The following is a 21336-nucleotide window of genomic DNA, read 5'->3' as shown; positions in this document are numbered from 1 at the left end:
GCTCAGGGCTTCCATTCCAGAATTTGCAGAGTCGGCTTCAGCAGCAGGGTGACGCCCTGGCTGCCGGACAGCGGGGTGCGGCTACCGGTCAATGGATCGTGAACTACAGCGTCGGTGATAGCCGGGAAATTCAGCGACGTGCCCGCCGCACTCCAGAACATCAGCAGATGCGTGCCATCTGCACGCGTCCACGGAACGGCATAAAGGTCGTCCGGGACGCTGCTTACAGCTGGGGGTTCGGCGGGTAGCAGGCGCGGGCCGGTGATTTTCAGAAAGTTCTGCAGCGCGGTGTAGACCGGTTTGGGACTGGCTTGCAGGTCAAGCAGTCCGTAGCCCTGATCGCGGGCCGAGGCGCGCTCGTCCAGATCGCTGAGGTTGAACAGGAAGATGCGCTGGAAATCCATGGCGCTCATCAGCGCCAGACGTCGCAGGGTATAGTCAGCCTGGCCGGAGGTGCCAATCAGGTGCTGCATCTCCACCGGGCCTGCATAGCTCGACCAGCCCCATTCAGTGGCCCACACCTGCTTGACGCCGTTGCTGTGCAACAACTGGTTCATGGCATTGGCGCGCACCAGAAAATCGCGATCCGGTGTGGAATCGCCTTCCGGGTACTCGGAGTAGGGGTGATAGGCCGCGACGATATTCTGCTGGCCCAGGCCATTATCGAGCAGGGTCTGCAGCATGTAGCCGGAGGTGCTGTGCATCTGGCTGTAGTAAGCCATGCCCGCAGTGACGATCGTCTTGTCCGGCAGGGCGGCGCGTATTGCGTTGGCAGTGGTGGTCAGCAAACGGCTATAGGCAGCCGGGTCCTCTTTGGGCAGCCAGACGATGTTCGGCTCGTTCCAGACCTGCCAGTTGTTGACCTGAGGATAGCGCTGGGCCAGGGCGGTCATGCGTGCGGCGAACACGTTGAAATCGGTTGGCGGATATTGATCGCGGGCCTTTGCCCCGGCCGGCGCGCTGCTGGCGAAGGGCGCTGACCCGACCAGGTACGCCAAGGTGTTGTAATTATGCGCCTTGATCGCGGCCATGGCGGCGTCCAGCTCGGTCAGGGCGTAACGATCCTTTTGCGGCTCGATTACTGGCCAGTGAATGGTCAGCCGCACCCAGTTCAGGCCCAGTTCATCCAGACGGCTCATCTGCTGTTGATAGATGTCAGGCGCGAAGTACTGAAACTGCACGTTGACGCCCAGAAAGTCTGCCCATACTACCTCGCGGGGAGCCTTGAGGACCGTTGACGCTTGCGCGGCACAGCTCAGCGCTGCGCCGAGCAGTGCGCTGGTGACGAGTTGCCCGAATCTGCATGGACGCTGCATGTCACTTCTCCTGGCAAGCCTGGCGAAATACATTCTGAAAATGTTCTGCGGTATGGCTCCAGACCCTGGCCTTGCCCATCTGCGCAGCGTTATCGGCCCATTGCCTGACCAGTTCCGGTGTTGCGCAGGCGCGGGCCAGGGCTTGCGTCAGCCCGTCGACGTCGCCTTGCGGGTAGATCATGCCGTTACCATGTGAGACTTCTTCGGCAAACGAGCGTGCATCCGAGGTAATGACGCCTCTGCCACAGGCCACTGCCCACGACAGCGCGCCACTGGTGCCGCGCAGCTTGCCAAGAATCTTCAGTTTGCTCGACTCGCGATAAGGCAGGACCATGACGTGGTGGGCCTGGATAACCTGCGGGATCTGTTCGGCAGGCAGGTCCAGTTGCCAGTCGATCAGATCGACAAGGCCCAGTTGGCGGATGCGCAGTCGCAGTTGTTCCAGATAACTGCCGGAAGGGCCGAAGGCCATTTCCGGCTCGCTGCCGCCGGCCAGGGTCAGGCGCACGGTCGAGCGCAGCGCAGGCTGGGCAGTGAATACACTGGACAGCGCATCGAGCAGGTCCTCGATACCCTTGCCGCGATAAATGAAACCGAAATACAACAGGCGCAGGGGATTCAATGGCGGCAACGGCGCGGGGGCGATGTCGAGGTTGCCGTGATTGATGACCGCCATCTGCGCCGCTGTCAGCCCCATGCGCTGGCGCAGGCTCTGGCTGCCCGCCTGGGTCAGGGTCACCAGGCGGGTCATGTGCCGCGCTAGCTGCCGTTCTTCATGCAGGCACAGCGGGTCGGCCAGTACCGTGGCGATTTCCGGCAGCGGCGAGCGCATGCCGCTGACCATCGACAACGGCCAGGGCAGTTTTTCGCGCCGCCAGACCAGCCGCTCGGGATCGTGTACGGTCGCGGTCAACGGCAGCTTGGGGAAACGCCGACGCAGTGCGCGCAGCGCTTGAAACTCTGCCAGTCGCCCACCGCCCAGTTCAGCGTGGACCAGATCGATGCCGCTCCAGTCAGTTTCGGCCACCCGCTGCTCTGCGGCACGGGGATCGTTGCCGACGCCCTGCAGCGGTGTAGTGACCTGCAGACCCAGGCCTTCAAGCGCGTTGCGCAGATGTCCGGCGTAATCGGCGATGCCATTCTGCTCGGGTGGCAGCGGCGCCAGCAAAGCTATTCGCATCAGCCTCTGCTCCCGATTCGCTTGAGAAAACTCAAGACTTTTTCAGGCACTTCGAAGCGCCGACGGTTGATGATGATGCCGTCGACTTTCTTGAACGCGGTGTTGAGGTTGTTCAACGTGTCTTCCAGCATCGGCACGGTGGTGTCCTGGGCGCGAACCACCAGCACGATCAGGTCAGCCTTGCGCAACAGCACGAAGGCGTCCTGATTCGCTGACAGTGCCGAAGCGTTGATCAGCACAATTTCGCCCGGAATGGCCGGACTGCGGCCTTCGGTACGCACCCGATGGCCCTGTTCGATCAACAGCGTGCTCAAACGCGCGATCACGAACGACACGCCGGCCCCGTACTTCACCGACGTAAAGCCAATGGTCAAACCGCGTTCTTCTACCTGATCCAGCGGCAGAATGCCGTACACCCGATGCAGGTTCGAGGTAAGGGCTGCACTGCGTTCCTGGGCACGTTCCAGGTCGGGAAGGCTGGTCCAGACCGGAACACCGAAGCTGCTCTCGATCTTGTCGCCGTCATGAATGCGCTGGTCCAGCAAGTAGAAGGAGTACAGCGCCACGGCACCGACCACGACGCTCAGCGGGAACGCCAGAAACAGCATCATCAGGCTTTTCGGGAATACCCGGCTGGGGTTGAAGGTCGCCTCCTCGATGGTCGCGATATTACTGATCTGACTGTTGTCCAGTTCACGGTCGATACGCGATTTTTCCAGGCTGTTTTTGTACAGCGCATAGCTTTTTTCTGCCGCATCCAGCTCGTTCTGCAGGCGTGACAGCTCCGGCTCCAGATTCAGTGCCTGCTGGCGGTCACGTTCCAGCTGCGCGATTTGCTCGTTCTGCTGGATGAACTGGGTTTGCAGGCGTGCGTAGCTGGTCTGCTGGTCGGCGTACACGTTCTGCATGCGGTTGTAGATCGGGTTGGGCGTGATGCTTTCGGAGCGCTGTACGGTGGCGTCCTGTTCCTTGAGCAGCTTTTTGAGGTTACTGACTTCCTCATTGATCGCACGAATCGGCGGCGCCTCGTCCTTGAACGAGCGGAGCATCTCCTGGCGTTCCACTTCCTTGCCGTTGATGCGGTTCTGCAAGTCCTGGCGATTGGGGTTGAGGGCCAGTTCGCGGCCTGCCGAGACGGTCTTGGGCTGCTCTGCCAGTTGTTTTTTCAGCAGGTCCAGACCTGCCTTGGTCGAGGCAATCGAGCGGGTGGTGTTGTTGCGCTCGGTGCGCAGATCGTTGAGCGCCTGCGAGGTGTCCGCCAGACGCTGGGAAATACTTACCGCGCTCAACTGGTTCAGGTAGTTCTGGATCTGCTTCTTGTACTCGATGATGTTCGCACCGGTCGCCTTCACTTCCGCTTCGTAGAACGCGTACAGGCTGACCCGGCCCAGCGTCTTGGTGCGCTGCGTCTGGTACTCGGCGATCCAGGTCTTGAGCACGGTCTGCGCGACTTCCGGGTCGCTCCAGGTAAACCTCAGTTCCATCACCGACGAGCCAGGCTCATGGCTGACCTTGAAGTTTTTCTCCAGATCCTCCGCCAGGCGCTCGGCCTGGGAGCGGTGTTCCACCAGCCCGATGAATTGCAGAACGCTGCGCACGCCGTTGACGAGCGCCCCGACGACGGTCTTGATGCCGTTCTTCACCGAGGCCAGAGCGCCCGTTTCAGGCGGCACCATGGACAGCTCGGCGAGGTATTTCTCGGAAACGGCACGCATGATCGGCCGCCCGCTTAGCATGCGCTCCTCGTCGAGCAGCGGATCGCGCAGGCCGCTCGGTATCACGATGGCCTGTCGGTCGGACAACTCGATAGGCACCGTGCTGCTGTCGCGGCCGGGCTTGACCAGCAGCAGGGCGGTGGACTCATAGCGGTTGGGGAGCAGAAACGCGCCCAGAAGAATGATGACGAACGTCGCCAGTACGGTAATCCTGACTTCGCGCTGGAAGATGAAGAGCAGGCGCAGCAAGTCGCGGAATGAGCGGATGTTGATCATGTCTGTTTCCCTGACAATTAATTGTTATTGCGCAGCTCGTAGTTCAGGCCCAGGCCGATCGACTTCGCGAAGGGGATCAACTGGTTGAAATACAGGGACACGCCGTCAACCTTGTTGCCGACCGATGATTTGGGAACGAACACGATATCGCCGCGTTTCAACAGGACCGGTGCGGTAGGGCCATCGACGCCGCCCGCCCAGAGGAACTTGCTGTAATCGAAGAAGTAGGTCTTGTAGAGCCCGTTTTCTTCCTGACGCAGAAGCGCGACCTGACCGGCATCGGCATCGAGCGCCACGCCGCCCGCGCCGACGATGGCCTGGTCTAGGTTGGTGGCGACGTTGACCGGCAAGGTGACCGAGTTGCGCACTGCGCCACCGACAAACACCGTGTTGCCCGGCGACTGGGAAATGTTGATCGTCAGCGCGGTCTCGCGGTAAACGGTCTGCAGTTTGCTTTCCAGCAGGTCGTTAAGCTGCTGGAGGGTCAGGCCCGCGGCTTTCACCGTGCCGATGTAAGGGTAGGAAAAGGTGCCGTCGTTGAGCACCTGAAACAGGGTCAGTTCATAGATGGAGTTGGCGGTAAACGCCGAAATCGACGGTGCCTCGCCACTGTTGCGCACGATGCGCAGCGTGTCGCCGGGGCGGATTCGCTCCGGCGGCAGTGGCTTGCCAGCCAGTGCACGGCCCGCAGCCTGGCCGGCCTCGATTTGCGCACGGTCATCGGGCAGGCCCACCCTGGAAGGGGTATTGCACGCACTCAACAGCAATAAGCTGGCGATCAGCATCATGCTTTTCATTGTTCCTGAGCTCCTGTCATGCACAAATACGGCTCCCTCGCGGGTAATAAATTCATGTAGGCGGGTCATACCTGTTCCGGGTGCAGTCGATTGCGTGGCGCTTGAATCAAGCGACGCTTGTTGCTGCGCCGATCAGCTCTTCACGGCCTTGTCGGGTACACGTCCATAAATGTCGGTAAAACGCACGATGTCGTCTTCGCCCAGGTACTCGCCGCTCTGCACCTCGATCATCACCAGATCGATGACGCCGGGGTTGACCAGACGGTGTGTGTGGCCCGGCTTGATAAAGGTCGACTCGTTGGTATCGAGCATGAACTCGCGCTCGCCGTTGGTGACGGTGGCCATGCCGCTGACCACGATCCAGTGTTCGCTGCGGTGATGGTGCATCTGCAACGACAGGGACGCCTGCGGGCGAACCACGATGCGCTTGATCTTGAAGCGCTTGCCCTCTTCGAGGACGGTGTAGGTGCCCCATGGGCGTGTGACCGTGCGGTGCAGGCGGTAGGCATCATGGCCTTGGCGCTTGAGCTCCTGAGCGATGATCTTGACCTCTTGGCTGCGGCGACCGTCGGCGATCAGCAAGGCGTCGGGGGTGTCGATGATGATCAGATTGTCGAGGCCGATAGCGCCCACCAGACGCTTTGGGGAGTCGATGTAGCAGTTGCTGACGTCGTGCAGCACGGCTTCGCCATTGCAGTAGTTGCCTTGAGCATCGACCGGAGACAGCTCACGCACTGCCTGCCACGAGCCGATATCACTCCAGCCAAGCTGGCAGGGCACCACGGCGACTTTTTCGGAGCGTTCCATCAGCGCGTAGTCGATGGAAATGTCCGGTGTCAGGGCAAACGATTCACCGTCCAGCTCGACTTGCAGCTCACGATTGCCTTCCTTGCGCGGGCTCGATTCCAGGCACGCGCTGACGGCGCTCAGGACGTCCGGCGCATGCGTGCGCAACTCGCGCAGCACGGCGTCGGCGCGCATGCAAAACATGCCGGCATTCCAGAAATGCTGACCGCTGTCCAGATATCCTTGGGCGGTGATCGCATCGGGCTTTTCGACAAAGCGGGCGACCTGACAGGCGTCCGCATTGAGTGCCGGGCCTTTCTCAATGTAGCCAAAACCGGTTTCCGGTGCGGTCGGCAGAATGCCGAATGTCACCAGCCAGCCCTCGGCAGCCAGCTTCTGTGCAGCGCTCACCGCTCTGGAGAATTCCCCCACGTCGGTGATCAGGTGGTCGGCAGGCAAAACCAGCAGTTGCGCCTCGTCGCCATACAACTGACTGACGTGCAGCGCCGCAGCGGCAACCGCAGCTGCCGTATTGCGGCCGAAGGGTTCGAGGATGAAATCCAGGCGCGCATTGCCTTTGTTCAACTGGCGGTAGTCGTCCACCGTACGGAAATACACTTCCCGGTTGGTCACCGTCAGCAAACGCTCGACGCCGGGCAGACCCACCGCACGCAGAAAAGTCTTCTGCAGCAGGCTCTGACCGTCTGGCAGGCGCATGAACGGTTTGGGCATGGCTTCACGCGAAACCGGCCACAGGCGAGTGCCGGAGCCGCCGGCAATAATGCAGGGAATGAGAGTGCTCATCAGTAAGCCTCACGGGTGAATAGCACTGCAGGCACAGTGCGCATAAGGATGTAGAGGTCGAACCAGACGGACCAGTTTTCTATGTACTCAAGGTCGAACTCGACGCGTTTTTCGATTTTTTCAACGGTGTCGGTTTCGCCCCGATAGCCGTTGATCTGCGCCAGTCCGGTAATGCCTGGTTTGACGCGATGCCGCGAGGTGTATTCCTTGACCGCCTGCTCGAACAGAATCCCCGCAGCCTTGGTCGCCGTGGCGTGCGGGCGCGGCCCGACCATCGACATGCTGCCCGCCACCACGTTGAACAATTGTGGCAGTTCATCAAGGCTGGTCTTGCGAATGAAGCGTCCTACCCGGGTGATTCTGGCGTCGCCGCGGGTGGTTTGCCGTTCGGCGGTTGCATCGGCCTGGTGCTGATGCATGGAGCGAAACTTGAATACTTCGATCAAGCGATTGTTGTAGCCGTAGCGCTTCTGACGGAAAAACACCGGGCCTGGGGAATCGAGTTTGATCGCCAGTGCGACCAGCAGCATCAAGGGTGACAGCGCCAGCAATGCCAGCGATGACAGCACGATGTCTTCAGCACGTTTGATGAACGGCGACCAGCCACTGAGCGGCAGATCCGAGGCATTGAACATCGGCAGCCGGGCGACTTCAGTGATGCGGTTGTGGGTGTGTCGGAAGGCAATCATGTCCGGCACCAGCAACACGTTGACCGGTAGCCTGCGCAATTCGCGGATGATGTAGTCCATGCGGTTTTCTGCGGTCCAGGGCAGGGCGACCAGCACCTGAGTCACTTTCTCTTCGCGGATCAGCCGTTCCAGATCGCTGGTATTGCCCAGCAGCGGCAGGTTGGCCACGGTCTTGGGCATGCGGCCGATACGGTCGTCGATAAAACCGGTCACGCCTGAACGAATGTCCTGATGTTCAAGCAGGTATTCGGCCAGACGCTGGCCGTTCTCCGTCGCGCCCAGAATCACCGCGTGCTGCAGGAAGACGCCCTTGCGCATCTGATGTTTGAACAGCGTCAGTAACAGCAGGCGAATGATGCCGAACAGTGCAAGGCTGGTCAGGTACCAGATCAGCAGTTCTTCGGGTGGCAGGTAGCCGAACAGGCCCATTGCCTGCTGCATGAACAGCAACAGTCCGAAAGCGGCGGTCCAGGCCAGCGCCATCGCGCCCATGCGCAGATCGTTGCTGAACAGCGCTTCGGAATAGACGCCCATGGCTTGAAATACCAGCACCCCGACACAGCCGAAAAACAGCAGCATGGTCAGGTAGCTCTGATGAGCGTCCGTGCCGCCGTCCTTGATCAATAACATGATCACCAGGCCCGGCAGTATGCAGGCGATGCCATGCGCCAGGCGGATGCCGAAAAGAAAGTATTCGACCAGGCTGGTGCGGGTCAGCGAAAGACTGTCGACGGGCTGCAACCTCATAGAAATCCCCTACTCCCTGTATGCGCCTGAATTCTGCTGATTCAGGACAGCTTTCTACTGTCTGCCTGCAACACCCTGGAGGTGTTTATGCGTGAACTGTGTCCAAGCGTAGCCAGTTACACATCGTGCTGATGAGGAATCCAGATCGTCTTTTGTGAATAGCACTTTATGTATGTCGTCCCTGACCGGATTTTATTTAAGCCTTTTCAATCATTTGTGAAGGAAATTTCCCTCAGTTGAGGGTGATGCTGTCAGTAAAGCTCATGAAACGAATAGCGACAGTACAAAAGTGCTTCATTCATGACGCAGGCGTTGATCCGGACCGCCCGTTAAGTGGCTCTCGCCAGTGCCTGCGGGGCAAAACGAGCGGTTGCCAGGGTGAAAAAAATTTCCGCATCGGATGGGCTTTTTCCGACCGCCCGGGGTCACAGTCATGCGTCGTGCGAAATGTAAGCGGGCGCCGATAACAGAAAAGAGCGTCGCTCGCAGGTTTCAATTCGTAGGGTTCGGCAGAGGAGGTGTCATGACACAACGCAGGGCAATGCTCATTCTTCACGGTAAACAGGCACTCAATGAAGACGTGCGTGACGCAGTGGCAGACAAGCGTAAGCAGGGCTGGGAACTGGACGTGCGACTGACCTGGGAAGCCGGCGATGCCCAGCGCCTGGTCGACGAAGCCTTGGCCGCCGGTCATCGGCACATTGTCGCAGGTGGTGGCGACGGCACCTTGCGCGATATCGCCGAAGCTCTGGCACTGGCCGAAACCAAGGCCAGCCTGACTATTCTGCCGTTGGGGACTGCGAACGATTTTGCCCGTGCGGCCGGCGTGCCTCTCGAGGTCTCCAAAGCCCTGCAACTCATGGACGTGGCTCCGCGTGCGGTCGATCTGGGTGAGGTGGGCGGCAAGCTGTTCCTCAATATGGCGACCGGCGGGTTTGGCAGCCAGGTCACGGCGAACACGTCCGAGGACCTGAAGAAGGTGCTGGGCGGTGCTGCCTACCTGTTTACGGGCCTGACCCGATTCAGCGAGCTGCATGCGGCGCATGGTGAGCTCACCGGGCCGGATTTTCATTGGCGCGGTGACTTGCTTGCACTGGGTATCGGCAATGGTCGGCAGGCGGGCGGTGGACACGAGCTGTGCCCGACCGCGATGGCCGATGATGGTCTTCTCGACATCAGCATCCTGCCAGCGCCTCAGGAAGTGGTCGGCACGCTGAGGAGCCTTCTGGAGGGCGGGCTGGGTATCGACAATATGTTCATTCGCGCGCGTTTGCCTTGGGTAGAGCTCAAGTCCGCCCAAGGCCTGGATATCAATCTGGACGGTGAGCCGCTGTCGGGCGAGGACCTGCGTTTCGAGGCCCGGCCGGGGGCGCTTCATGTTCACCTGCCAGCGGACTCTCCGGTACTGGGCGGTGCACCGAAGCTCAGTCGTCCAGACTGATAATCCGTTCGCGAACGCAAAACAGCACCAACCCGGCCACGTCGAATATCTGCAGGCGTTTCATGACCTGGGCGCGGTGAGTCTCGATGGTCTTGACACTCAGCCCCAGGCCATCGGCGATCTCCCGAGTAGACTTGCCGCGCACGATCAGGCGCAGGATTTCAAGTTGGCGAGCGGTCAGGTGATAGCGCTCTTTCGCCGCCTGAGCCCTTTTCGAGGGTGTACCGCGCAGTGCGCACTCGATGACCAATTGAGCAATGGCCGGGCTCAGGTAACGCTCGTTGCTACGTAACGCTTCCAGTGCCTGTTCGAGTTCCGCAGCCGTCGTGTCCTTGAGTAGATAGCCTTGCGCGCCGATGTCGAGCGCACGCACGATCATGTCCGGATCATTGTGCATCGACAGGATCAACACCTTGCAGTGCGGTTGCACCTTCAGCAGGTGCTCAAGTGCAACCAGGCCGTCGATGCTTTTCATGCAGATGTCGAGCAGGATGATGTCGGGCTTGAGGCGCTGCGCAAGACTCGCCAGTTGCGAGCCGTCAGCCGTTTCGCCCAGGATGGTGTATCCAGGCATGTCTGCAACCAGCGCTCGCACGCCGGCTCTGATAAGGGAGTGGTCGTCGACCAATAACAGATTGCAGGTCATTGTGATTTCTTGTGCAAATGAGACCGCTCAAACGTGTGTGCAGCCTCGGGTCATACTTGAATAGGATGTTAGCTGCAATAAAGACAATGAACGGAAAATGCTGACGTGACAACGCTGCCTCAATGACATCGCGATGTGACTCTCAACGGCCGGATGTGATCGAGTGTTATTGGCGGGTTGCATCTTTCGGCGAAGCCGATTGCGCGGAGACGCTGGCCAGTTTTTCCAGCAGTTCAAGCTGTTCGTTGTCGTCCATCGTCAGCTCGCCGGTTTGCGGATCGAGAAGCTCGACTTGCCAGTACATCAGTGTCAGGCAGTTCTTGACGGCGAGCAGGGCTTCCTGAGAAAGCTCGTTGGCCTGGCCGCCGGTTTTCAACAGCTGGCACAGCTGGCGGGAAAAATCGGCGATACACGGCACAGGAACGGCTTCTGCCTCCTGCGCGAGCTTGCGCAGGGTGGTCAACAGGCAGCCGGTAGCGTCCTCATCGTTGGGGATCAGCTCCAGATGCGAAAGACATTCTTCCGACTTGTGCAGAAGTGCCTGAGACAGGCTCAGGAACTCGTCGTGCTTGTGCTGCCAATCGTTGTGGCTCAGCATCCTTTGTCTCCACTGATCATGGATAGCGAACTTCCGCCCGCGGCGAATGGCTGACAGTTAATGTCGATTTCAAACAAAAGTATGTAGGGCGTTTCTGAATGTTGCCAGCGCCACTCGATTGCAAGTATTGGGACGCGGACACAAATCAAACGCCATTCATGTAGTGAGAATGCCGTCACAATAGTGGCAATTAGATGTCGATCATATCAGGTTATCCCTGATTGACTTTTTGCAGATATTTGATTTGGTTTTGGTCGCAGAGAGGCACCGAGGCATTTTCGGTGCTGGTTTGGAGCTGCATTTGCGTGTCTTGAAAGCGACATCAGTAAAGCATGATGGTAAAATGACATCAATGCTTGAGAGTGGCCGTTCATCGCCATTAAGGTCCGGCTGATTTCAGCCGATACATGCTCAACAGAATCAATGTGACCATCGCTTCAGGAGCTAATAATGGCAGGCATTCTCGACACAGTAGATCAGCGCACACAACTGGTGGGCGAGAATCGCCTGGAAATCCTCATGTTTCGCCTTGCCGGTCGGCAGTTGTTTGCGATCAACGTGTTCAAGGTCCAGGAAGTATTGCAACTACCCAAACTGACCCTCATGCCGCAACGTCATTCGTTTGTGTGTGGCGTGGTCAACCTGCGCGGCCAGACCCTTCCGGTCATCGACCTTTCCCAGGCCATCGGCATGCGCCCGCTGGTGCCGGGTCCGGGCAGCACGATAATCGTCACCGAATACAATCGATCGGTTCAGGCCTTTTTGGTTGGTGGTGTCGACCGCATCGTCAACATGAACTGGGATGCAATCATGCCGCCGCCGGTCAGCGCCGGTCGTCAGCATTACCTGACCGCGATCAGCAAGGTCGATGATCAACTCGTAGAGATCATCGACGTTGAAAAAGTACTCGCCGAGATCGTCCCTTACAACGCCAAGGTGTCCCGCGAGAAGCTCGAAGACCCGGTGCTGGAAAACGCCCGTGGCCGCGAAGTGTTGCTGGTCGACGACTCCAAGGTTGCGCTGGCGCAGTTGCGCGACACGCTGTCTCAGTTGGGCCTCAAGCTGCACGTCGCCAGCGATGGTCTCAAGGCGCTGAACATGCTCAAGGCCTGGGCGGATGCAGGCGAGAACGTGCATGAGAAGCTGCTGATGGTGTTCACCGATGCGGAAATGCCGGAAATGGACGGCTACCGCCTGACCACCGAGATTCGTAACGATGCACGTCTGCGTGGTCTGTACATCGTCCTGCATACCTCATTGTCCGGCAGTTTCAACGAATCCATGGTCAAGAAGGTCGGCTGTGACAACTTCCTCTCCAAGTTCCAACCCGACAAGCTGGTCGAGGTGGTGCGCGAACGTCTTTTGATGATTGTCTGACGCCGCGCTCGATTCTTCATCGCGAGTGCCGTCGGCTCCGGCTTCGGATAAGCTTTGCTGTCTGCATCAAAGCTTATCCAGCCCTCAAAGGAATCGGCGCCCATGTTACGCCTCAGCTCGCTCTATCGTTTCCCGCTCAAATCCTGCAAGGCCGAGTCGATGCAGCGTGCATCGTTCGATGCGTTGGGGTTGGCGGGTGATCGACGCTGGATGCTGGTCGACGCCAGCAATGGCCGGTTCTTCACTCAACGCGCGCTGCCGCACATGTCCCAACTGTCGGTATTGTGGAACGCTGGCGGCGGTGTGACGCTTTCGGCACCTGGCTTCGAACCCCTGGACGTCGCGGTTCCGCTGAATATCGAATTGAATCTGCGTGGCGTCACCGTCTGGCGCGACTCGTTGCAGGTACCGGATGCGGGCGATGAGGCAGCCGAATGGGTCAGCCGGTTTATCGGCAAGCCCACGCGTATGGTCTATCTGCCGGCGGAGCGTGCACGCTGGATCCCTGGCGGCTATCAGACGGTCAACGATCGGGTGAGCTTTGCCGATGGTTTTCCACTGTTGCTGATCGGTCAGGGCTCGCTCGATGACCTGTCAGCGCGTATGGGCAGGCCTCAGGAAATGCTGCGCTTCAGACCCAATCTGGTGATCGAAGGGGCCGAGGCCTTTGCCGAGGATGGCTGGAAGCGCATCCGCATCGGCGATATCGAATTCCAGCTGCTCACGCCTTGCGCGCGCTGCATCCTGACCACTGTCGACCCGGCAACCGGCGAGCGCAGTGCAGATCGCGAACCGTTCGCCACGCTCAAGACTTATCGGGAAGTGGAAGGCAACGTGCTGTTCGGCCAGAACGTGGCCAACGAGGGGTTGGGCGAGCTTGAAGTGGGCATGTCCGTCGAAGTGCTGGAGTAGGGGCGGGGACTGCCGTTGTCCGGCAGGAGTGCTGAGCGCAGCACTCCTGCCGACCGGTCACTGGTCGTCGAAAAACCGCTCGTGCCAGTCCACCAGAGGCTGGGGCGAGTTGAGCTTCTGGCCGTAGATCACCGAGTACGACAACACGTTTTGCACGTACTGACGGGTTTCATCGAACGGAATGCTCTCTACCCAGACATCGAAGGCCAGATGGTTGGCACCTTTAAGCCATTGGCGCACGCGCCCCGGGCCGGCGTTGTAGGCCGCTGAGGCGAGCACCCGGTTGCCGTTGAACTGCGCATGCACCGAGCTCAGGTAGGCGGCACCCAGCTGGATATTGGTGTCCGGGTCCAGCACCTGCTGAGGCGAGGCCAGCGGGATGCTGTACTTGCGCGCGGTCTCCTTGGCAGTGGCAGGCATCAGTTGCATCAGCCCGCTGGCACCGACGCCCGAGCGAGCATCGTCCATGAAGGCGCTTTCCTGGCGCGTGATGGCGAACACCCAGCTCGAATGCAGGCCACGCACCTTGGCTTCGCGTACCAGCGTGTCGCGGTGTGCCATCGGGAAGCGAATATCCAGATCGTCCCAGTATTGCGCCTGGCTGATGGTACGGATTGCCGGGAAATACCATTGCATGTCGTAGGCCAGCTTGGCCTGGGCAACCATCTCGTCACGATTGAACAGGCGGCTCACGTGATACCACTCGCGCCGACCGTTGACGATCTCGCCGCGATCGTGAAACTCCAGCGCGCGACGCACGCCCGGCGTGTTGCGTACCTTGTTGATCAGCGCCTGGCTCAGCACCAGCGGCTTGTTGTTGAGCTGGTAAGGGCTCTGGGTGCGGTCGGCAGCCAGAAAGCCGTAGAAGTCACGCTCTTTGGCGACATCCTTGTACAGCGCGGCAATCAGCGGGCTGTTGGGTTGTGCCAGTTCCAGAGAGCGGGCTTCCCAGTAACGCCAGCGATTGGTCGCTGCCAGATCCTTGGGCAGTCGACGCGCGAGCTCGTAGGCATCTTCCCAGCGACCCAGACGCAGCAGCAGGCGCAGGCGCCACTCGGTCACGGTGTCGTCACGCAATTCGGGGTCGTATTTGGTCATGACCTCCAGCGCGCGATCGTCATAGCGACGTGCCAGGGTCAGGCCGATTTCCTTGGCAATCTCGACCTGCTCTTCGCGGGAGAAATGCATGGTCGCGGCGTAGCCATCGAGCATCGACAGGGCTTTCTGCGGGTCCTGCTTGGCGAGTCGGCGCAGGCCGAGACCGACCACGTCGGACATCGCTTCGTCTACCGGGGTAAATTGCGCCGGGTTGTTGACCATCTCGGGTTTCTGCGCGACAGCCAGCAGCAGGCGTCCTTGCGGTGCCAGCCAGTTGAGGCTGTCCACCAGCGTGCTGGCCAGACTGTAATTGCGCGTCTGCGCCGCCAGCTTGGCACGCTGCCAGCGCTTCTGTTCCGTCAACTGGCCTGCGGCCGCCCACTGGGCAAAGAAACCGTCACAGGCAGCAGGTAATGTCTTGCCGGTCATCCAGAGCTTTTCGGCACTGGCGAAACCTTCGGCGCGCTTGTTGCTGTTCAACTGATACTGCCCGTACAGGCAGTCCAGCTCGACGAATTTCATCTTCGGGTCGTAATACTTGACGAAGGTTTGCCAGTCGCCACGCTCGGCCAGCCAGCGCAACCAGCGCAGCTTCATCCAGTTGGCTTGCGGCAGGTCGCCGTGCTCGGCAAGAAACTTCTCGATTTCGGGATTGCTTGCCGTTTTCAGGCGCGCCGTCAGTTCGTCGTATTCGAGGTAAGGCTCCAGCGGATAGTCGGCCAGGGCCGTGGCGTACATCTGGTAGGGGCCTGAATCGCCCTTGGCCAGTGCGCGCTTGGCTTCGTCGTAATACTTGCGTTGTTGGTTGAGGTCTACCGCATGAGCAGTCTGGACGGCGGTGGCGGAGAGGAGCAGGCACGATAAAAAGCTGAACAAACGACTGCGCATGAGACTTCCGAGCAGATGAGTCGGTGAAAAGTATTGCTAGCTTAGCCTTTTGCCAGCTCTTGGTGAAAGCATTGCCGACGAGCTTGTCTCATATGGAAATAATTGGCGGTCATAAAGTCTTGTCGAGGCGCGCGGCGGTGCCATGAATGCCGACATCTGCCTGCTATCTCAGGTAGAATGCGCGCCCGGTTTTTGGAGAAGCTCATGACCCTGCTCAAATTCAGCGATGTGTCCCTTGCTTTCGGCGCCATGCCGTTATTGGACAAGGTGTCCTGGCAGATCGCCCGTGGCGAGCGGGTGTGCATCATCGGCCGTAACGGCACAGGCAAATCCAGCATGTTGAAGCTGGTAAGAGGCGTTCAGAAGCCTGATGAAGGAGCCGTCTGGCGCGCGCCAGGGCTCAAGATCGGCGAATTGCCCCAGGAATTGCCGGTAGCCGACGGACGGACGGTGTTCGACGTGGTTGCCGAAGGTCTGGATGGCGTCGGTGCCTTGCTGGCCGAGTACCACCACCTGGCGCAGAACTGCGTCACCGAGGAAGACCTGAACAAGCTGATGCATGTTCAGCAGGACCTTGAAGCCCGTGATGGGTGGCGCCTGCAGCAGTTGGTCGATAGCACTCTCAGCCGCTTGCAGCTGCCTGCCGACAAGACCCTGGCCGAATTGTCCGGTGGCTGGCGTCGCCGTGTTCTGCTGGCCCAGGCGCTGGTGTCCGAGCCGGACCTGCTGTTGCTCGACGAGCCGACCAACCACCTGGATATCGGCGCCATCGCCTGGCTTGAAGAAGCCCTCAAGGATTTCCAGGGTGCAGTGCTGTTTATCACGCACGACCGGGCATTCCTGCAAAACCTTGCGACCCGCATCCTTGAGCTGGACCGCGGCGGCCTGATCGACTGGGACGGCGACTACGCCAGTTTCCTGGTCCATAAGGAAGCCGCGCTGGCTGCCGAAGAGACCGCTAACGCACTGTTCGACAAGCGTCTGGCCCAGGAAGAGGTCTGGATCCGTCAGGGCATCAAGGCGCGTCGTACCCGTAACGAAGGTCGCGTGCGGGCGCTCAAGGAGCTGCGTGTAGAGCGCAGCGAGCGCCGTGAGCGTACCGGCAAGGCCAACATTCAGCTGGACACTGCCGAGAAATCCGGCAAGCAGGTCATGATCCTTGAGAACGTCAGCTTCGCTCATCCGGGCGGGCCGACCCTGATCAAGGACTTTTCCATGGTCCTGCAGCGCGAAGACCGTATCGGTCTGCTCGGTGCCAACGGTACCGGCAAGACCACGCTGCTCAAGCTGATGCTCGACAACCTGCAGCCGACTGCCGGCAAGGTTGAAGTCGGTACGCGTCTGGACGTGGCCTATTTCGACCAGTTGCGTCACCAGCTCGATCTGGAAAAGACCGTAATCGACAACGTTGCCGAGGGACGTGATTTCATCGACATCGACGGCCAGAGCCGTCATGTGCTGAGCTACCTCGGCGACTTCCTGTTCAGCCCGCAGCGTGCCCGCACGCCGGTCAAGGCGCTGTCCGGTGGTGAACGAGCCCGTCTGTTGCTGGCCAAGCTGTTCAGCAAGCCAGCCAACCTGCTGGTGCTCGACGAACCGACCAACGACCTGGACGTCGAAACGCTGGAGCTGCTCGAAGAGGTTCTGCTGACCTTCAAAGGCACCGTGCTGATGGTCAGTCACGACCGGGCATTCCTCGACAACGTCGTCACCAGTACTCTGGTGTTCGAAGGCGAGGGCAAGGTTCGCGAATACGTGGGTGGTTATCAGGACTGGCTGCGTCAGGGCGGTTCGCCGCGTCTGCTGGGCGTCGCCGACACCAAGTCGGGCAAGGCCGAGCTGGCCAGCGCTGTGGTGCAGGCCGCGCCGGTCGCCGCTCAGGACATGCCGGTGGCGAAGAAGAAGCTCAGCTACAAGCTTCAGCGCGAACTGGAGGCGTTGCCTGCGCAGATCGATGAAGTCGAAGGCAAGATGGCCGCGCTGAACGCGGAAATGGCCGAGCCGGGCTTCTATCAGCGCTCTGCGGAGCAGACTGCAGCCGTGCTGGCGCAACTGGAAAACCTGCAGGCCGAGCTGGACAAGCTGCTGGAACGTTGGGCCGAGCTGGACGAGTGATCGTCCGGCGCGTTCCTGACATGCAAAAAAGCCCGGGTTGACCGGGCTTTTCGCTGTGGCGGGTCAGCTTACTCGGGCTTCTTGAGGCTCACCGCCAGCACATCGCAGGGTGCGCCGTGCAGAACGTCGTTGGCGGTCGAGCCGAGCAGCAGGGCCAGGCCGTGACGGCCATGGCTGCCGACAACGATCAGATCGCATCCTTTGCTTTTGGCCAGCTTGTGGATCTCCTGGCGTGGCTGGCCGAACACCATTTCGTCTTTGCTCTCGCTTTCGCTGTTTTGCAGTTGCGGATGCTTGAGCTTCAACTTATCGAGTTTCTCCCGGGCCTGGTCGATCTGTTGCTGTTGTAACTGTGAAAGGTCCATCGGCACGTCGCCGCCGAACGCCATGGCGATCGGTTCGACGATGTGCACGACCGACAGTTTCGCCCCGCTGGCCTTGGCCAGCCCGCTGGCGCGAAGTATGACCGGGTCACACTCATCGGTGAGGTCGATGGCAACCAGAATGTGTTTGTATGGCATGAGGGTGTCCTCCGGGAGAATTGCAATGATGAGAGTATGGCTCTTTCGTTCGCATCTGGGCAGACCCATGTGCAAGTCATTGTTTTCTAGAATGTTGTAACGAGCCTGAAATCGGCTGGGGGCAAGAAATATGACGGTCTGGATAGTCCTGTCAATCATTGGTGTGATGTTGAGTCCACTGGTGTGGCTGCGTCCCTCGCGCCAGCAGAGCGGCAGGATGGCGTTGCGCATGCAGGCGCGGCGCCTGGGCATGGGCATGCAACTGACCCCGCAGGAGTGGCCGCACTGGCTGAGCAAGGAGCCGCCCAGCCCTTGCGCGCAGTACCATCGCCCGCGCCTGGGCTCACATGCAGATGCCTGGGTGTACTGGCAAAGCGAGCCGGGCGTGTGGCGCAACCGCTGGCGCGAGCCTTGCGAAGACGCGAAGCTGCTGCCTTACCTGCAAACATTGCCCGTGGATGCCTACAAGGTCGAGGCTGACGGGCAGCTGGTTGCGGTGTACTGGGCGGAGCGGGGCGAGGCAGAAGTGTTACAGCGTATTGATGCGCTGCTCAAGGCCTTGGCCTGATCCTGAATCGCAGGCATTAAAAAGCCCGATAACAACATCGGGCCGGGGTTGGCCAGGCAGGCCGATAATTCGTCGCGTGCCGACAGGCTTTCGCCGCCATGTCGGCTTTCGCTGTTGCGCACCCGCAAATCAGCTGCATTGCGAGCCTCTTGTGGCGCAGTGCTGCGACTCTAGACCTTTTGCTCCTTTTTGTCGCGATTCCTGCAAATATTTTTTGCGCGTGCCCTCGTACGGTGCGTTCGTGGCTAATTGTTCGCTGCGCCTATCGAATGTCACGCGGCGTGGCTATCGTCATACAGATGCCCGCCAGGCCTTGCGTGGCGGCGTATTACCGCGTGCCCCATGCGGCAGCTGCATGGCATTCGAATGGCCACTATCATTACTGCGAATGATGGAGGATCGTAGGTCTTCGTGGGCATTATGAAGCCTGCGCATGCTCCTGTTAAAACGTGGATTTTCAGGCGTTTTGTCGAATTGACAATCGTGTGGTTATGCCTGATGGTGTGCGTACCCAAATCAAACGGGCGTATGAAATGAGCGTTTGGTCGTCAGATAGCTCTGACAGAATCCCGACTACCACGTCGCGGCGGTAAGCGTGTGATTTGGCGTGTTCATCGACGGCGACGTCGTAGCCCCGTCGGACATTGAGGTCCGGCGGGTATTGTTCAGCTTCCATATTGTGGAGATCAGTTGATGATTTACGAAGGTAAAGCCATCACGGTTAAGGCTCTTGAAAGTGGCATCGTCGAATTGAATTTCGACCTCAAGGGTGAGTCCGTCAACAAGTTCAACCGTCTCACCCTCAATGAGTTCCGCCAGGCAGTCGATGCGGTCAAGGCCGACGCATCGATCAAGGGCGTGATTGTCACCAGTGGCAAAGATTCATTCATTGTCGGCGCCGATATCACCGAATTCGTCGACAACTTCAAGTTGCCGGAAGCTGAGCTGGTCGCCGGCAATCTGGAAGCGAACAGGATTTTCAGTGATTTCGAAGACCTGAACGTGCCGACTGTCGTGGCAATCAACGGTATCGCGTTGGGCGGCGGTCTGGAAATGTGCCTGGCCGCAGACTATCGAGTCATCGCCAGCAGCGCTCGCGTCGGTCTGCCCGAGGTCAAGCTGGGCCTGTACCCGGGTTTCGGCGGCACCGTGCGTCTGCCACGCATCATTGGTGCCGACAACGCGATCGAGTGGATTGCCTCGGGCAAGGAAAACGCTGCGGAAGATGCGCTCAAGGTGGGTGCCGTGGACGCGGTAGTAGCGCCCGACAAGCTGCAGGCCGCCGCCCTTGATTTGATCCAGCGCGCCATTTCCGGCGAGTTCGATTACAAGGCCAAGCGTCAGCCGAAGCTGGACAAGCTCAAGCTCAATGCCATCGAACAGATGATGGCATTCGAAACCGCCAAAGGTTTTGTCGCAGGTCAGGCCGGCCCGAACTATCCGGCCCCTGTCGAAGCCATCAAGACCATCCAGAAAGCCGCCAACTTCGGTCGTGACAAGGCACTGGAGATCGAAGCCGCCGGTTTCGTGAAAATGGCCAAGACTGCAGCCGCGCAGAGTCTGATCGGCCTGTTCCTGAACGATCAGGAACTGAAAAAGAAAGCCAAGGGCTACGACAAGATTGCCAAGGACGTGAAGCAGGCGGCCGTACTGGGTGCCGGGATCATGGGCGGCGGTATCGCCTATCAGTCGGCAGTCAAAGGTACGCCGATCCTGATGAAGGATATCCGTGAAGAAGCCATTCAGTTGGGTCTGAACGAAGCGTCCAAACTGCTTGGCGGTCGCCTGGAGAAAGGTCGTCTGACCGCGGCGAAGATGGCGGAAGCGCTTAACGCCATTCGTCCTACGCTGTCCTACGGCGATTTCGGCAATGTCGATCTGGTCGTCGAAGCAGTCGTCGAGAACCCCAAGGTCAAGCAGGCGGTACTGGCCGAAGTCGAAGCCAACGTGGGTGAAAACACCATTCTGGCGTCCAACACCTCGACCATCTCGATCAGCCTGCTGGCCCAGGCCCTCAAGCGCCCGGAAAACTTCGTCGGCATGCACTTCTTCAACCCTGTGCACATGATGCCGCTGGTGGAAGTGATCCGTGGCGAGAAATCCAGTGAAGAAGCGGTCGCCACGACCGTTGCCTACGCCAAGAAAATGGGCAAGAACCCGATCGTGGTCAACGACTGCCCGGGCTTTCTGGTCAATCGCGTGTTGTTCCCGTACTTCGGTGGTTTCGCCAGACTGGTCAGTGCGGGCGTGGATTTTGTGCGCATCGACAAGGTCATGGAGAAATTCGGCTGGCCGATGGGCCCTGCCTACCTGATGGACGTGGTCGGTATCGACACCGGCCACCACGGTCGTGATGTCATGGCCGAAGGTTTCCCTGATCGCATGAAAGATGATCGTCGCTCTGCGATCGATGCTCTGTACGACGCCAAGCGCCTCGGGCAGAAGAACGGCAAGGGTTTCTACGCGTACGAGACCGACAAGAAGGGCAAGCCCAAGAAGGTCAATGACCCGGCAGTGCTGGACGTGCTCAAGCCTATTGTCTATGAGCAGCGCGAAGTCAGCGATGAAGACATCGTCAACTGGATGATGATCCCGCTGTGCCTGGAAACGGTCCGCTGCCTGGAAGACGGCATTGTCGAAACCGCTGCCGAGGCTGACATGGGCCTGATCTACGGTATCGGTTTCCCTCCGTTCCGTGGCGGCGCGCTGCGCTACATCGATTCCATCGGTGTTGCCGAATTCGTTGCCCTGGCTGACCAATACGCCGAGCTGGGTGCCCTGTATCAACCGACCACGAAGCTGCGTGAGATGGCCGCCAAAGGCCAGAGCTTCTTCGGTCAAGCGTCTTCCGAGGAATGAACC

The 21336-nt window shown here is 59.6% G+C and carries 16 protein-coding genes; 6 read left to right on the top strand and 10 right to left on the bottom strand.

Annotated features, from left to right (window positions below; translation table 11 throughout):
- Positions 1 to 2: 2 nt before the first annotated feature.
- From V476_RS01610 to V476_RS01585, 6 genes are all read right to left on the bottom strand, one after another.
- The gene (locus V476_RS01610) at positions 3 to 1316 is read right to left on the bottom strand and encodes a cellulase family glycosylhydrolase (protein ID WP_024960529.1); all 1314 of its coding nucleotides are present in this window, start codon (positions 1314 to 1316) and stop codon (positions 3 to 5) included.
- 1 nt (position 1317) lies between these two features.
- The gene (locus tag V476_RS01605) at positions 1318 to 2496 is read right to left on the bottom strand and encodes a glycosyltransferase (protein WP_016568507.1); all 1179 of its coding nucleotides are present in this window, start codon (positions 2494 to 2496) and stop codon (positions 1318 to 1320) included.
- A complete protein-coding gene (locus tag V476_RS01600; protein WP_024960528.1) occupies positions 2496 to 4487 on the bottom strand; it encodes a GumC family protein in 1992 nt (663 codons plus the stop codon). Before V476_RS01600 ends, V476_RS01605 begins: the two co-directional genes overlap by 1 nt.
- 17 nt (positions 4488 to 4504) lie before the next feature.
- Positions 4505 to 5284 (bottom strand): polysaccharide biosynthesis/export family protein, encoded by a 780-nt coding sequence (locus V476_RS01595; RefSeq protein WP_024960527.1) that lies wholly within the window; start codon positions 5282 to 5284, stop codon positions 4505 to 4507.
- A 132-nt stretch (positions 5285 to 5416) separates the two neighbouring features.
- Positions 5417 to 6874 carry a mannose-1-phosphate guanylyltransferase/mannose-6-phosphate isomerase gene (locus tag V476_RS01590; RefSeq protein WP_024960526.1) on the bottom strand — a complete coding sequence of 486 codons (1458 nt, stop codon included), beginning with the start codon at positions 6872 to 6874 and terminating at the stop codon, positions 5417 to 5419.
- Entirely contained in the window at positions 6874 to 8310 is a 1437-nt protein-coding gene (locus V476_RS01585) for an undecaprenyl-phosphate glucose phosphotransferase (protein ID WP_003315821.1), read from the bottom strand. The genes V476_RS01590 and V476_RS01585 overlap by 1 nt, the downstream gene beginning before the upstream one ends.
- A 523-nt stretch (positions 8311 to 8833) precedes the next feature.
- Between V476_RS01585 and yegS the strand changes: the two genes are divergently transcribed.
- On the top strand, positions 8834 to 9751 hold the full coding sequence (gene yegS / locus V476_RS01580) for a lipid kinase YegS (RefSeq protein ID WP_003315820.1): 918 nt from the start codon (positions 8834 to 8836) through the stop codon (positions 9749 to 9751).
- On the opposite strand, the gene V476_RS01575 is transcribed toward yegS, so the two are convergent.
- Together V476_RS01575 and V476_RS01570 are read right to left on the bottom strand one after the other, a co-directional pair.
- Positions 9735 to 10397, bottom strand: a complete 663-nt coding sequence (locus V476_RS01575) for a response regulator (protein WP_024960525.1) — start codon at positions 10395 to 10397, stop codon at positions 9735 to 9737. The two genes, yegS and V476_RS01575, sit on opposite strands and share 17 nt — an antisense overlap.
- Positions 10398 to 10563: 166 nt before the next feature.
- Positions 10564 to 10995 (bottom strand): hypothetical protein, encoded by a 432-nt coding sequence (locus V476_RS01570; protein WP_024960524.1) that lies wholly within the window; start codon positions 10993 to 10995, stop codon positions 10564 to 10566.
- 450 nt (positions 10996 to 11445) lie between these two features.
- Here V476_RS01570 and V476_RS01565 point away from each other — a divergent pair, with 450 nt between their 5' ends.
- Positions 11446 to 12372: a chemotaxis protein CheV gene (locus V476_RS01565; protein ID WP_003315817.1), complete on the top strand. Its 927-nt coding sequence runs from the start codon at positions 11446 to 11448 to the stop codon at positions 12370 to 12372.
- A gap of 102 nt (positions 12373 to 12474) precedes the next feature.
- A complete protein-coding gene (locus tag V476_RS01560) occupies positions 12475 to 13284 on the top strand; it encodes an MOSC domain-containing protein (RefSeq protein ID WP_024960523.1) in 810 nt (269 codons plus the stop codon).
- Positions 13285 to 13341: 57 nt separating this feature from the next.
- Here V476_RS01560 and V476_RS01555 read toward each other — a convergent pair whose 3' ends face one another.
- Complete coding sequence (locus tag V476_RS01555; protein ID WP_024960522.1) at positions 13342 to 15270, bottom strand: transglycosylase SLT domain-containing protein; 1929 nt, start codon at positions 15268 to 15270, stop codon at positions 13342 to 13344.
- Positions 15271 to 15474: 204 nt separating this feature from the next.
- Between V476_RS01555 and V476_RS01550 the strand changes: the two genes are divergently transcribed.
- A complete protein-coding gene (locus tag V476_RS01550; protein WP_024960521.1) occupies positions 15475 to 17385 on the top strand; it encodes an ATP-binding cassette domain-containing protein in 1911 nt (636 codons plus the stop codon).
- 68 nt (positions 17386 to 17453) lie between these two features.
- Here V476_RS01550 and V476_RS01545 read toward each other — a convergent pair whose 3' ends face one another.
- On the bottom strand, positions 17454 to 17906 hold the full coding sequence (locus tag V476_RS01545; protein WP_003315809.1) for a universal stress protein: 453 nt from the start codon (positions 17904 to 17906) through the stop codon (positions 17454 to 17456).
- Positions 17907 to 18036: 130 nt separating this feature from the next.
- Here V476_RS01545 and V476_RS01540 point away from each other — a divergent pair, with 130 nt between their 5' ends.
- Both V476_RS01540 and fadB read left to right on the top strand, forming a co-directional pair.
- Positions 18037 to 18474, top strand: a complete 438-nt coding sequence (locus V476_RS01540; RefSeq protein ID WP_003391608.1) for a hypothetical protein — start codon at positions 18037 to 18039, stop codon at positions 18472 to 18474.
- A gap of 693 nt (positions 18475 to 19167) precedes the next feature.
- Complete coding sequence (gene fadB / locus V476_RS01535) at positions 19168 to 21333, top strand: fatty acid oxidation complex subunit alpha FadB (protein ID WP_004417184.1); 2166 nt, start codon at positions 19168 to 19170, stop codon at positions 21331 to 21333.
- Positions 21334 to 21336: the final 3 nt, after the last annotated feature.

It is taken from the genome of Pseudomonas syringae KCTC 12500 (genome assembly GCF_000507185.2).
Taxonomy (GTDB): Bacteria; Pseudomonadota; Gammaproteobacteria; order Pseudomonadales; family Pseudomonadaceae; genus Aquipseudomonas; species Aquipseudomonas syringae.
The sequence above is the reverse complement of the archived record's forward strand: the minus strand, read 5'-3'. Positions and strand labels throughout refer to the sequence as shown.